Origin of the sequence: Nocardioides iriomotensis (assembly GCF_004168035.1) — a bacterium.
Classification (GTDB): domain Bacteria; phylum Actinomycetota; class Actinomycetes; order Propionibacteriales; family Nocardioidaceae; genus Nocardioides_B; species Nocardioides_B iriomotensis.
On the sequence record NZ_SDPU01000020.1, the window covers coordinates 371843 to 383964 of the forward strand.

At 73.0% G+C, this 12122-nt stretch carries 14 protein-coding genes; 3 read left to right on the plus strand and 11 right to left on the minus strand.

What is annotated here, in order from left to right:
- Position 1: 1 nt before the first annotated feature.
- On the minus strand, positions 2 to 325 hold the full coding sequence (locus ETU37_RS08410; RefSeq protein WP_129986780.1) for a DUF4873 domain-containing protein: 324 nt from the start codon (positions 323 to 325) through the stop codon (positions 2 to 4).
- A complete protein-coding gene (locus ETU37_RS08415) occupies positions 322 to 1029 on the minus strand; it encodes a TetR/AcrR family transcriptional regulator (RefSeq protein WP_165372453.1) in 708 nt (235 codons plus the stop codon). The genes ETU37_RS08410 and ETU37_RS08415 overlap by 4 nt, the downstream gene beginning before the upstream one ends.
- Before the next feature lie 57 nt (positions 1030 to 1086).
- On the opposite strand from ETU37_RS08415, the gene ETU37_RS08420 reads away from it, so the two are divergent.
- Complete coding sequence (locus tag ETU37_RS08420; protein ID WP_129986782.1) at positions 1087 to 1968, plus strand: AurF N-oxygenase family protein; 882 nt, start codon at positions 1087 to 1089, stop codon at positions 1966 to 1968.
- Here the strand turns inward: ETU37_RS08420 and ETU37_RS08425 are convergent.
- The 4 genes from ETU37_RS08425 to ETU37_RS08440 all read right to left on the minus strand — a co-directional run bounded on the left by ETU37_RS08425 (position 1965) and on the right by ETU37_RS08440 (position 5830).
- Positions 1965 to 3221 (minus strand): HNH endonuclease signature motif containing protein, encoded by a 1257-nt coding sequence (locus tag ETU37_RS08425; protein WP_129986783.1) that lies wholly within the window; start codon positions 3219 to 3221, stop codon positions 1965 to 1967. The genes ETU37_RS08420 and ETU37_RS08425 overlap by 4 nt on opposite strands.
- Positions 3222 to 3285: 64 nt before the next feature.
- Complete coding sequence (locus tag ETU37_RS08430) at positions 3286 to 3714, minus strand: GNAT family N-acetyltransferase (protein ID WP_206053800.1); 429 nt, start codon at positions 3712 to 3714, stop codon at positions 3286 to 3288.
- Positions 3711 to 4928, minus strand: coding sequence for a fumarylacetoacetase (gene fahA, locus ETU37_RS08435; protein ID WP_129986784.1), 1218 nt, complete (start codon positions 4926 to 4928; stop codon positions 3711 to 3713). Before fahA ends, ETU37_RS08430 begins: the two co-directional genes overlap by 4 nt.
- Positions 4925 to 5830 carry a hypothetical protein gene (locus ETU37_RS08440; protein WP_240755625.1) on the minus strand — a complete coding sequence of 302 codons (906 nt, stop codon included), beginning with the start codon at positions 5828 to 5830 and terminating at the stop codon, positions 4925 to 4927. Before ETU37_RS08440 ends, fahA begins: the two co-directional genes overlap by 4 nt.
- Before the next feature lie 63 nt (positions 5831 to 5893).
- Here ETU37_RS08440 and ETU37_RS08445 point away from each other — a divergent pair, with 63 nt between their 5' ends.
- Together ETU37_RS08445 and ETU37_RS08450 are read left to right on the plus strand one after the other, a co-directional pair.
- Positions 5894 to 7138, plus strand: a complete 1245-nt coding sequence (locus tag ETU37_RS08445; RefSeq protein ID WP_129986785.1) for a homogentisate 1,2-dioxygenase — start codon at positions 5894 to 5896, stop codon at positions 7136 to 7138.
- Between the two features lie 57 nt (positions 7139 to 7195).
- Positions 7196 to 7735, plus strand: a complete 540-nt coding sequence (locus tag ETU37_RS08450; protein WP_165372454.1) for a DUF1697 domain-containing protein — start codon at positions 7196 to 7198, stop codon at positions 7733 to 7735.
- Here the strand turns inward: ETU37_RS08450 and ETU37_RS08455 are convergent.
- The 5 genes from ETU37_RS08455 to ETU37_RS08470 all read right to left on the minus strand — a co-directional run bounded on the left by ETU37_RS08455 (position 7716) and on the right by ETU37_RS08470 (position 12043).
- Positions 7716 to 8963 (minus strand): MFS transporter, encoded by a 1248-nt coding sequence (locus ETU37_RS08455; protein WP_129986787.1) that lies wholly within the window; start codon positions 8961 to 8963, stop codon positions 7716 to 7718. The two genes, ETU37_RS08450 and ETU37_RS08455, sit on opposite strands and share 20 nt — an antisense overlap.
- A complete protein-coding gene (locus ETU37_RS08460) occupies positions 8960 to 9475 on the minus strand; it encodes a winged helix-turn-helix domain-containing protein (protein ID WP_206053801.1) in 516 nt (171 codons plus the stop codon). The genes ETU37_RS08455 and ETU37_RS08460 overlap by 4 nt, the downstream gene beginning before the upstream one ends.
- A gap of 139 nt (positions 9476 to 9614) precedes the next feature.
- Complete coding sequence (locus ETU37_RS08465; RefSeq protein WP_129986788.1) at positions 9615 to 11018, minus strand: FAD-binding oxidoreductase; 1404 nt, start codon at positions 11016 to 11018, stop codon at positions 9615 to 9617.
- 52 nt (positions 11019 to 11070) lie between these two features.
- Positions 11071 to 11208 carry a hypothetical protein gene (locus ETU37_RS23135; RefSeq protein ID WP_165372455.1) on the minus strand — a complete coding sequence of 46 codons (138 nt, stop codon included), beginning with the start codon at positions 11206 to 11208 and terminating at the stop codon, positions 11071 to 11073.
- 76 nt (positions 11209 to 11284) lie between these two features.
- Complete coding sequence (locus ETU37_RS08470; protein WP_129986789.1) at positions 11285 to 12043, minus strand: PIG-L deacetylase family protein; 759 nt, start codon at positions 12041 to 12043, stop codon at positions 11285 to 11287.
- Between the last annotated feature and the right edge of the window lie 79 nt (positions 12044 to 12122).

Here is a 12122-nt window from a genome sequence, read left to right on the forward strand (position 1 = left end):
GTCAGCGAGGATCGTCGCCGTCAGTGCAGGGGTACGGCGGGCGGCCGACGCCGGCGATCCGGTAGCGGCCCCAGGGGTCGACGTCGGAGAGCCGGCCCTCGGCCTCGCCACCCGGCGTGCGCAGCACGACCGTGGCGCCGGCCTGGCCCAGCGGGTCGACCCGTTCGTCGTGCGCGATCCGGCCGTGCCAGTGGTAGTGCCCGTCGATCGGCTGGAACAGCCCGCGGACGGTCACCTGCACCGGGACGTCGCCGCCCTCGGTGACCAGGTGGGCGGGGCCGTCGTAGCCGCCGTCGGCATGGCCGGGGTGCTCGTGCTCGCTCATGGCGTGCCTCCTCGCTCGTCGGCGCGGTCGGGGTCGTCGGGGTCGTCGGGGGCGGAGTCGGTGAGGTCGACGCCGTACTCCCGCGCCAGACCCTCGAACGCGTGCCACACGAACGCAGCGAGGTATCCGCGCACGGCGGCGCGCGACATCGTGCGGCGGGTCAGCCACCACTCGCCGGTGCTGAGGCCGAGGCCGACCAGGCCGTGCGCCCACGGCTCGGCGCCGGCGGCGTCGACGCCGAGCTCGCGCAGGGTGTCGCCGAGCACCCGCGCCATCGCGGCGGCGATCGCGGCCTTGCCGTCGGCGAGCGGGTCGGCATCGCTCTCGACGCGGTGCGCGACGAGCAGCAGGAAGACGTTGGGGTGCTCCTCGATCGCGGCGAGGTAGGCCTCGCAGCCGAGGTCGACCCGCTCCCTCACCGTGCCCTCGGACAGCAGGGCGGGGAGCAGCCGCTCCATCACGACACCGGCGCCCCAGGTCCCGACGGCCGCGTGGAGGTCGGCCTTGTCGGCGAAGTAGCGGTAGAGGACCGGCTTGCTCACGCCCGCAGCTGCGGCGATCTCGCCGACACCCGCCTGCGGCCCGTGCGCGTCGATGGCGGCCACCGCGGCCAGCACCAGCTCGTCGCGGCGGGCCTCCCGGTGGGCGCTCCACCGGGTGCTGCGGCCGTCCCGGGGGTCGGAACCCTTGACCTTGCGCGTCACGAGGGGCACCCTAGCCGATAACCGTTACTTCAAGTAACAGATAACTCGGGAGGTTCCATGACCGACGTCGCGACCCGCTTGCTGGGCTCCTCCGCCCGCATGTCCTACGACCCCGAGATCGAGATCGACTGGGACGCGCCGCTGGTCGACGGGCTGTGGTTCATGCAGCCGGAGCGGATGTCGCTCTACGGCACGCCCCTGTGGGACGCGCTGACCGAGGAGCAGCGGATCGAGCTCTCCAAGCACGAGGTGTCGAGCATCGCCAGCGTCGGGCTGTGGTTCGAGCTGATCCTCATGCAGATGATGGCCCGCGAGCTCTACGACGCGGACCACACCTCGGCCCGGACCCACTACGCGCTGACCGAGCTCGGCGACGAGTGCCGGCACTCGATCATGTTCGGGCGCGCGATCGCCGCCTGCGGCGTCCCGGCCTACGGCGCGACGCGGCACGTCCACCGGCTCGGACGCGGCTTCAAGGCGGTCGCGTCGGGCGTCTCGGCGTACGCCTCGATCCTCGTCGCGGAGGAGATCCTCGACCGCTGGCAGCGCGAGCTGATGAAGGACGAGCGGGTCCAGCCGCTGATCAGGATGGTGTCGCGGGTGCACGTGCTCGAGGAGGCCCGGCACATGACGTTCGCCCGCGAGGAGGTCGAGCGGGCGGTGCCGACCCTGTCGCGTCCGGCGCTGGCGCTGCACCGGACCCTCACGGCGCAGACGGGGTTCATGGTGGCGCGCACCCTGGTCAACCCGCGCGTGTACGCCGCCGTGGGGCTCGACCCGCGCGAGGCCCGGCGGCAGGCGCTGGGCAACCCCCACTACCAGGCCACGTTGGCGTGGATGGGCGAGCGGGTGCTGGCGTTCCTCGACGAGCAGGGGCTCGTCGGTCCGGCGCAGAAGCCGGTGTGGAAGCGTTCGCTGCTGATGCCGGCTGCCGCCTAGCGCCGCAGGTGGAAGGCCGGTCGACGCGTCACAGGGTCGAGCCGGACCTGCCAGGGTGTCGCGTGCAGCAGGGTGTGGTGGCCGCGGCACAGGAGCACGAGGTTGTCGAGCGACGTGGAGCCGCCGTCGACCCAGTGCACGAGGTGGTGGGCGTCGCAGGCGAGCGGCAACCGGCGGCAGCCCGGGAACCGGCAGTGCTGGTCGCGCAGCACCAGTGCCTTCCAGATCGCGGCGGTCACGAGCCGCTGGGTCCGGCCGACGTCGAGGACCTCGCCGGCCGAGCCGAGCACAGCGGGGATCACGTCGGCGTCGCACGCCATCCGCCGGACCGCGCTGACGGAGACCGTGTCGCCGGTGTCGAGCGTCGCGGCGCCGAGACCTTCTCGAAGGTCCTCGAGGCCGATCGTGACGGTCACGCGCGGCTTGGCGCCGTGCTGGTCGGGCAGCAGCCCGTCGGTCTCCTGCGCCTTCAGGCAGGTTTCGACGAGGGCGTCCCAGCAGCGGGCGCCGTGGTCGCGCAGGTCCCGAGCGCTCTCGCCGCAGTCAGGGTCGGTGCCGGGCCTCGGGGCGGCGAGGGCGTGCAGCGCGGACTTGATCGCCGCGGCGTCCTCGACCGTGCCCCGGCCGCGCAGACGCACACCGCCGATGCCGTCATCGGCGATGGTCAGGAACCGTCCGAGGTGCGCGGAGCGCTCGAGCCGCTCCAGCGCCCGCTCCTCGGCACGGGCGGTGCCGTCGGGGTCGAGCACCTCGAGCAGGCGGTCGCCGACCTTGCGGAGCTCGGAGGCGTTCAGGGTCGCGGCGTGGTCGACCAGCATGCGTTCGGCCTCGTCCCGCAGTGAGGGTGAGGTGGGCAGCCGGTCGATCACGCCGACGATCACCTCGGCGTGCTCGGGCGAGACGTCACCGGACTGCAGCGCGAGCAGGGTTGTCGTGCGGTCGCCGCACAGGCCGCGGGCGGTGCGCAGCACGCGGGAGCCGTGGCCGTGCCGCGCGCCGGCGACATGGGTCAGGTAGTCACTCGGCGACACCCATCCGGCCGTCTTCGCCGCTTCGGAAGCCTCGACCTCGACCGCGACACGCGCCTCGACGGCTGCGACGGCAGAGCGCAGGGCCTGCAGCTCCTCGGTGACTGCCAGCAAGTCCTCCGGACGCGTCGCCGCCCACAGCACCTCCGCCAACCCGGCCAGCGTCGCTCGCGCGGCCGCGACCGCAGCCGCGGGGCTGGTCGGTGCGTCGAGGAGGGCCGTCATGAGAAGACTCAACCAGGCGGCACCGACAGTTTTCGCCTTGTCCACAAGGGAATCCGACGGTCTCTCACAGCTCCTTGCGGAAGTGCACGTCCGCGGCGTCCGGTGTCGGGACGCCCTCCCAGCGGAAGATCTCGCGGTAGCCGTGCCGCTCGTAGAACCCCGGCGCCTGGAACGTGAACGACGTGACGAACACGTGCGTGCACCCGCGCGAGCGAGCCTCGGCCTCGAACGCGTCGAGCAACCTCGTGCCCAGACCCTCGCCCCGGGCCTCCTCGCGCACCCAGGTCATGCCGATGCCGGCGGCGACGCCCCAGGTCCAGCCGCTCACTCCGGCGGCCAGGTCGCCAGCGGCGTCGAGCACCTGCACGGTGAGCTCGCGGGCGGCAGGGGTGCCGACGGTCGCGGCGGCGTTGACGACGTCGAGCTCGTCGGAGAGTCGCTTGTCGAGCTCCGGCACGCCCTCGGCGACGACGGTGCGGTAGCCCCCGCTCACCGCGCCGGCACCACTGTGCCGGTCACCTCGCCCAGCGCGATCCGGCCGCCGAGCGCACCGGGCGCGGTGGCCCGGATCGTGACCGTGTCGCCGTCCTCGAGGAAGGTGCGCCCGTCGCCGAACGGCTCCCGCCCGCCCCACGACAGCTCGAGGAAGGACCCGCGCTGCTCCCGCTCCGGGCCGCTGACCGTTCCCGACGCGAACAGGTCTCCGGTGCGCAGGCTCGCGCCGTTGACGGTCATGTGCGCCAGCATCTGCGCGGGGGACCAGTACATCGACGCGTACGGCGGCCGGCTCACGACCTCGCCGCCCAGCAGGACCTCGAAGTCGATCGCGTAGCCGGCGCCCGGCCCGACGCGCAGGTAGTCGAGCGGGGCCGGGTCCTGGCCCGGCAGGTCGACCCGCGCGGCCTCGAGCGCCTCCAGCGGGGTGACCCAGCCGGCCACCGACGTCGCGAAGGACTTGCCGAGGAACGGGCCCAGCGGGACGTACTCCCAGGCCTGGATGTCGCGCGCGGACCAGTCGTTGAGGGGGAGCACGCCGAAGACGTGCTCGGCGAACGCGTCGGCCGGCACCGGCTCGCCGAGCGTGCTCGGGGCGCCGACCACGAAGCCCAGCTCGCACTCGATGTCGAGCCGCGCTGTCGGTGCATGCACCACGTCGCCGGTGGTTGAGCCTGTCGAAACCCGCTGGCCGCTCGGCCGGACGACGTCGGTGCCGCTGACCACGACGGTGCCCGAGCGCCCGTGGTAGCCGACCGGCAGGTGCCGCCAGTTGGGCAGCAGCGCCTCGCCGTCCGGCCGGAAGATGCGGCCGACGTTGGTGGCGTGGTCGAGCGAGCAGTAGAAGTCGACGTAGTCGGCCACCTCGAACGGCAGGTCCAGCACCACCTCGTCGACCGGGAGCAGGTGCGGCTCGACGAGCTCGCGCTCGGCGGGGTCGGTCAGCAGCGAGACGACCCACTGGCGGATGCCGTGCCAGTGCGGACGGCCCAGCGCCAGCAGCGGCGTGAGGCTCGGCGCCTCGAAGACGTGCGCCACCTCGAGCATGTCGGCGGCCGCCACGGGTGCCAGGTCGAGCACCTGGTCGCCGATGCGCACGCCGACCCGGCCGGGCTCGCCGTCCCAGGACGCGTGCCGGAACACGCCGTACGGCAGGTTGTCGACGTCGTACGGCGAGCCGGCGGCGCCTTCGACCCAGGTGGGCACGGTCATGAGGGGGACACCTCCGTGTCGTCGGGGACGGGGCCCGGGGAGATCAGGCCCAGCGCGAGCAGGTCGTCGCGCGGGTCGGTCACGCTGCAGGAGCCGAAGGACGTGAACCAGCGCCGCGTGCGCGCGAGCGTGTCCGCGTCGGGCAGCGCGGCGACGAGCGCCGCGGCGTCCTGCTCGGCGAGCACCGCGTCGGCGTCGCCGCCGTCGAGGGCGGTGCGGGTCGCGGCCAGCACGTTGAGGAACCCGTGGTGCACGAACCCGGTCTCCGGGTCGGTGTGCCGCACGGCGTGGTGCAGCCCGGCCGTGCACTTGAACGGCGTCTCGCGGTCGAGAGCAGCGTCGATCCACGCCGCCAGCCCTTCGACCGGCGGGAACAGCCCGGCGTCGAGGCCGCCGGTGCGGAACTTGAGCCGCAGGCCGAGGTCCTCGCGGGCGGCCACCTCGTCGGCGGCAGTGAGCCAGCCGTGGGTGGCCGGGCCGGGCAGCTCGACGAAGACAGCGAGACCGTCAGGGTCGTCGAGCCCGGACTTCGCCTCGTCGACCGCGGCCACCACGCGGCGGGCGTTGCCGGCCAGGTCGTCGAGGTCGCGCAGCGCGATCTCCAGCGCGACGACGTCGAGGCCGAGCTTGGCGGCGAGGCCGAGCGGGCCGGCCACCTGACCGGCGCCACCGGTGCACACCACCGAGAGGCGGGCGGCCGTGCCGCGCACCTGCGGGAGGTCGGTGTCCTTGAGCACGAAGCTGCCGACCAGCGTGCTCCACGGCTCGCTGCGGCGGGCGGTGTGCGCGGCGAGCGCCTCGGGCAGCGGGGCGTCGCCGGGCGGGAACACGGCCGCGTCGTCGACCAGGCCGACGTACTGCTCCGGGACGCGCGCGCCAGGGGTTGCGGGGGAGTCGGGCACGGTGCGAGGCTAACGCAGGTACGGCTCAACGGACGTGAGTGTCCGATTACAGGACGGTGCGAGATGGCGTTCTACCGCCAGGTCGGTGAGGTGCCGGGCAAGCGGCACACGGTCTTCCGCGACCCCGAGGGGCGGCTGCGTTACGAGGAGCTGATGGGCGAGGAGGGCTTCTCCTCCGACTCCTCGCTGCTCTACCACGCCGGCGTGCCGTCGGCGATCGTCGACAGCCAGGTCTGGGACCTGCCCGACCAGTCCACGACGCCCAACCACCCGCTCAAGCCGCGGCACCTCAAGCTGCACACGCTGTTCCCCGACGCGGCCGAGGGGGCCGCGGGCAGCAACCCGGTCGAGCACCGCCGGCTGGTGCTCGGCAACGCCGACGTGCGGATCTCGTACGTCGTCGCCGCCGACACGTCGCCGTACTACCGCAACGCCGTGGGCGACGAGTGCGTCTACGTGCAGGAGGGCAGCGGCACGGTCGAGACGGTGTTCGGCGTGCTGCCCTACCGGTCCGGCGACTACGTCCTGGTGCCGCGGGCGACCACGCACCGCTGGGTCCCGGCCGAGGCGTCGCGGCTCTACGCCATCGAGGCCAACAGCCACATCCACCCGCCGAAGCGCTACCTGTCGCGGTTCGGGCAGCTGCTCGAGCACGCGCCCTACTGCGAGCGCGACCTCTACGGTCCCGACGAGCCGTTCCTGGTCGAGGGCAAGGACGTCGAGGTGCTGGTCAAGCACCGCGGCAACGCGCCGGGCGGCATCGTCGGCACGCGGATGACCTACGCCACCCACCCGTTCGACGTGGTGGGCTGGGACGGCTGCCTGTACCCGCACACGTTCAACATCGAGGACTTCATGCCGATCACCGGCAAGGTCCACCAGCCGCCGCCGGTGCACCAGGTGTTCGAGGGCTGGAACTTCGTGGTCTGCAACTTCGTGCCGCGCAAGGTGGACTACCACCCCGACTCGGTGCCGGTGCCCTACTACCACTCCAACGTCGACAGCGACGAGGTCATGTTCTACGTGGGCGGCGACTACGAGGCCCGCAAGGGCTCGGGCATCAACATCGGCTCGGTGTCGCTGCACCCCGGCGGCTACGCCCACGGGCCGCAGCCGTCGGCGATCGAGGCGTCGCTCGGCGCGGAGTACTTCGACGAGCTGGCCGTCATGGTCGACACGTTCAAGCCGCTGGACCTGGGAGAGGCAGCGCTGGCCGCGGAGGACCCGGCGTACGCCTGGACCTGGGCAGGCAGAGGCCCCGGTTCCTCCGGGGACGACGGCGGTCCGGCGGTGTTCTCGAACTCCTAGGCCCCGCCCGGGCGTATCGAGCACCACCGGGCCGCCGCTCGGGGCAGGATGTCGGTCATGCCGACGTACGTCGCCTTCCTGCGCGCGATCAACCTGGGCGCGAAGCGCAAGGTGCCCATGGCCGAGCTCCGCACCTGCCTCACCGACGCCGGGTACGACGATGTCGAGACGCACATCCAGACCGGCAACGTGCGGCTGCGGACCCCGGCCCGCAGCGTCGCCAAGGTCGAGGAGGAGCTCGAGCACCTGCTCGGCCGGCGGTTCGGCTTCGAGATCCCCGCGATCGTGTTCACCCCGGAGCAGCTGCGGGAGGTGTACGACGACGCGCTGGCGTTCGCGCCGCCTGGCGTGAAGGGGGAGATGCGCTACGTCTCCCTGTTCAAGCGCGGCGAGGCGCCGACCGGCGAGGACGCCGCGGCGATCGACGCGTGGGACGCGCCCGGCGAGGCCGGTGTCGTGAAGGGCCGGGCCGTGCACATCTGGATCGACGGGACCTCGCAGGCCTCGCGCATCCTGACCGAGTTCAAGAAGCCGCTGTGGCCCGGCACCAACCGCAACACCAAGGTGCTCGTGGCGGTCACCGAGAAGTGGGCGTGACCTCCGGCGCGGTCGCCGGCGCGCGGTCGAGCGTGCGCACCGAGCGCGAGAGCAGCGAGAGCAGCGCGATCGCGATGTAGGCGACGCCGCTCCACAGCAGTACGTCGTGGTAGCCGAACCAGGCGCCGAGCGGGCCGTAGAGCAGCTGGCCGACCGGCATCGCGACGAAGGAGCCGAGGGCGTCGTAGGAGTAGGCCCGCGACAGCATCTCGTCGTCGATGTTCTCCTGCATCGCGAGGTTCCAGCCCATGCTGAACACCTCGATGCCCGCGCCGGCGACGAACGTGACGATGACCAGCGTGAGCAGGTGCGGCTCGACGCCGAGCACGATCATGGGGATGCCCATGAGGGAGCAGCCGAGCATCCCGTAGAGCAGGGGCCGCCGGATCCGCACCCGCAGCAGGATCACGGTCATCAGCACCAGGCCGATCGACTCGGCCGAGAGCACGAAGCCCCAGCCCTGCTCGCCGATCGTGTCCTTGGCGATCGCCGGGCCGAGGGTGAACCAGGCGCCCGTGTGGATCGCGTTGAGGAAGCCGAACGCCAGCACGATCACCCACAGCCAGGTGGTGGTGCGGAAGAGCACCCAGCCCTCGCGCAGCTCCTGGACGGTGCTCGTCCGCTCGGCCCTCGCCGGGCGCGGTGGAACCTTGACGGGGGTGAGGAGGACGGCGCTGAGCAGCCAGGTCAGCGCGTCGACCGCGAGCGCCCAACCCGAACCGACCGTGACGACGAGCAGCGCACCGATCGTCGGCCCGATGATCGTGAGGCCACCGCGGGAGAGCGACAGCAGCGCGTTGGCGCTCTGCAGCTGCTCGCGCGGCACGAGCTGGGGGACCATGCTCGCCATCGCCGGGAACGAGATCGCGGAGACGAGGCCGTGCACCGCGGTCAGGGTGATCACCATCCAGAGCTGGGCCGTCCCGGTGAGCACGAGGAACGCGATCGCGCCCTGGGTGAGAGCCGACAGCAGGTTGGACAGCTGAAGCACCATCGTGCGCGGGAAGCGGTCGGCAACGACGCCGCCGAACAGCAGGAAGAGCACCATCGGGATGGTGTGCGCGGCGAGGACCTGGCCGAGTGCCGAGGGGGAGTCGCTGATGTCGAGCACCGCGAACGCCAGCGCGATGTTGGCCATCATGCTGCCGAGCGTGTTGACGAAGCGGGATCCGAAGTACCAGGCGAAGTTGCTGTTGCGGAGGGGTGTGATCGACTCGCGCCAGGTCACGCCTCGTCCTCCATCACGAAGGCGGCGGCGGTGAGGTTGACGTGCATGGTGCCCTCGGTGCGGGGTGGCTGAGCCTGCGCGTGGATCAGCTTGGACGCGTCGATGACGAGGTCGCGCACCTGCCGCCAGACCTCGGGCGTCACCCACAGCTCGGCGTCGACCAGCGTGCCGGGCCGGCGCTGGTCGCCGTAGCGCCGGATCAGCTCGCCCGCCATCGCGCCGACGTACCCGGCGTAGTCCTCCGCCGGCGCGTCGACGCCGACCATCTTGGTCTCGTTCCACGGGTGCTGGTAGCGCTTGGCGACACCGCCGCGGATCTTCTCCTCGCCGGCGACGACCAGCAGCCCCGCGTCGGCGAGCGTGCGCAGGTGGTACGACGCGTTGGCGTGCGTGATGTCGAGCTCGCGGGCGACGTCGGCGGCGCTGAGCGCCTGGTTGGTGAGCAGCGACAGCATCTGGAGGCGCAACGGGTGGGCGGTCGCGCGCATGTGGCCGAGGCGGGTTTCGGACATCGCAGGGGTCCTTCGAGATCGAGGTGACGAGTGACTCTCCAAGGAGTCTTGGACAGTGTGACGCCGACGCGCCGCCCGGGCAAGGGGACACCCGGGCGGCGTGTGTGGTGTCGGGTGTTTCTCCGCGTCGGCGTGCCGGTCAGGCGAGCACCGGGCGGTGGCTGCGGAACGCGCCGGCCGGGTCGAGGTCGGCCTTGACCTGGCGCAGTCGCACGAGCGAGCCGGCGGGGTAGGCCGCCGCCGGGTCGGAGTCCTGGCCGAGGAAGTTGAAGAACGTGCGGCCGGTCAGCTCGGGCGCCAGGGTGGCCCGCAGGGTGCCGAACGCGGCCTCGATGCCGGCCGACACCTCCGGGCTCACCGGGACCCCGAGAGCGAACACCTGGTAGGGCTCGTGGATCGCGCCGTTCGGGCCGTCCTCGCTGGTGCCGCGGGTGAGCGCGCCGCCGAGGTGCCGGATCTGCACGACGGCCAGCGGCACGTCGGCGCCGGCCCCGACGGTGTCGACCAGCCGGTCGACCGTGCTGGCGTCGAGCCGGCCGAGCATGCCCGACCACTCCTGGCCCGGCATCGGGTCGGTCGGCTCCGCGGCGATGCCGCCGAGCCGGCCCAGCGGCACGGGTGCGAGCGTGTCGAGCACCATCGCGGGCAGCTGGCGCAGTCGGGTGAGGTGGTGGTTGGCCTCGGTCTCGCTGCCGAGGAAGGTCAGGTCGACGCAGACGAACGACCGGCCGCGGATCGCCTCGGGCATGGCCGGGTCGGGCGGGAACCGGAACAGCTGCGCCCACAGGGTCAGCTCCTCCGGGGCCTGGGCGGTGACCTCGCGGAACGCCTGGAGCACGGGCCGGGCCATCTCGATCGGCCACATCAGCCGGCCACCGAACAGCTCGGGGGCAGGGAAGAGCCGCATCTCCATCGCGGTGACGATGCCGAAGTCGCCGCCTCCGCCCTTCATCGCCCAGAACCGCTCGGGGTCCGTGGTCGCGTCGACGCGGAGCGGTCTGCCGTCGTGGTCGACGACGTCGAAGGCGGTGACGGCGTGCGCGGCGAGGCCCCAGGCCCGGCCGAACCACGAGAGGCCGCCGCCGAGGGTGTAGCCGACGACGGTCGGGTCGGGGTTGCTGCCGGCCGGGGCGGCGAGGCCGGTGGGCTCGAGGGCGGCGAGCAGCTCGCCCCACTTCACGCCGGCGCCGACGCGCGCGGTGCGGGCCGCGGTGTCGATCTCGATGCCGCCGAGCCCGCGGGTGCGGAGCACGACGCTGCCGGTCAGGGCGGTGGTGGCGCCGTGGCCGACGGGTTGGGCCGTGACCGGGTAGCCGTGCGCGGTGGCGGTGCGGACCGCGGCGGCGACCTCGGCGGCGGTGTCGGTGGTGACGACCGCCGCCGGGCGCTGGTCGACGTTGAGCACCCAGCCCCGGCGGGCCAGGTCCCAGATCGCGTCGTCGGGCGCGACGACCTTGCCGGGGAGGGCGGCGCGGAGCGCAGCGACGAGGCGCGTGGGTGCGGTGCCGGTCGGGACGGCGGTGCGGGTGACGAGCTCGGTCATGACTCTTTCCTTGGGGTCCTTGAGGTGGTGGTGGTCCCGAGAGGCGGTGGTGTCAGCCGAGGGTGGTCAGCTGGCGGGGGACGAAGGTGCCGGTGCGGTACGTCGCGCGCTCGGTGTCACGGCGCCGGGCGTTGCGGACCTGCTCCCGGGTGGGGACGAGGCGGGTGGTGGGGCGGGTGATACGTCGCATGGCGAGCTCCTTCTGGTGGCCCCGAGTAACTATCAAAGACTTCTTGGATAGTTGTACGCCCCCTGTCGCGCGACTGTCAAGCACTTCTTTGGGAGTTTGTCCCGGGCGGGGCCAGGCGCAGGTGGACGGCGCCCAGGAACGCCTCTCGCAGGTCCCCGGGCAGGCCCGCGTAGGGGCTGGCCTGCGAGGCGTGCGCCGCCATCGCCCGCTCCCGCCGGGGGAGGGTCGCGATCGCGTCGAGCACGTGCGTGACCTCCTCGTCGGGCGTGCCCAGGTCGCCGAGCGCGCGGTAGGCCTCGCCGCCTCCCGTGCCCGCGCGGTGCGTCGCCCAGCGGCGCATCAGGCTGCGCGGCAGGCAGGTCAGCCAGGTGCCGAGGTCGTGCTCGCGGCCCACCTCCTCGGTCGCGCGGCGCACCGCCGCGTGGTCGCGGTGGCCGTCGCTCGCGTCGAGGGTGAGCAGCGCGTCCGGCGCGACGCCCGCCACGGCCCGCCGTACCGCCTGGGCGAGGTGGTCCGGCGGAGTCGCCGCGACCGAGCCGGCCGGCGGCGGGCCGGTCATCCCGGAGTCGGCGAACGCCCAGACGTCGACCCGGGCCACCCCGAGCTCGGCGCAGGCCGTGCGCAGCTCGCGCTCGCGGACCTCGCCGAGGGCGGCGTCGTCGAGCGGGATCGCCGGCTCGCCCGCCTCGCCGCGCGTGGCGCAGGCGACGACCGTGCGGATCCCCGCGTCGGCGGCGAGCAGCAGCGCGCCGCCGCAGCCGAACGCCTCGTCGTCGGGGTGGGCGACGACCGCGAGCAGGGTGCTTCCGGGGGCGAGGTCGAGGAACGGGCTCATCGGTGGCTCCCGCCGGTCGCATACTGCCTTGTGCAGTATCTCTGGTGGTCGGCAGTAGATACTGCTCAGGGCAGTGTGT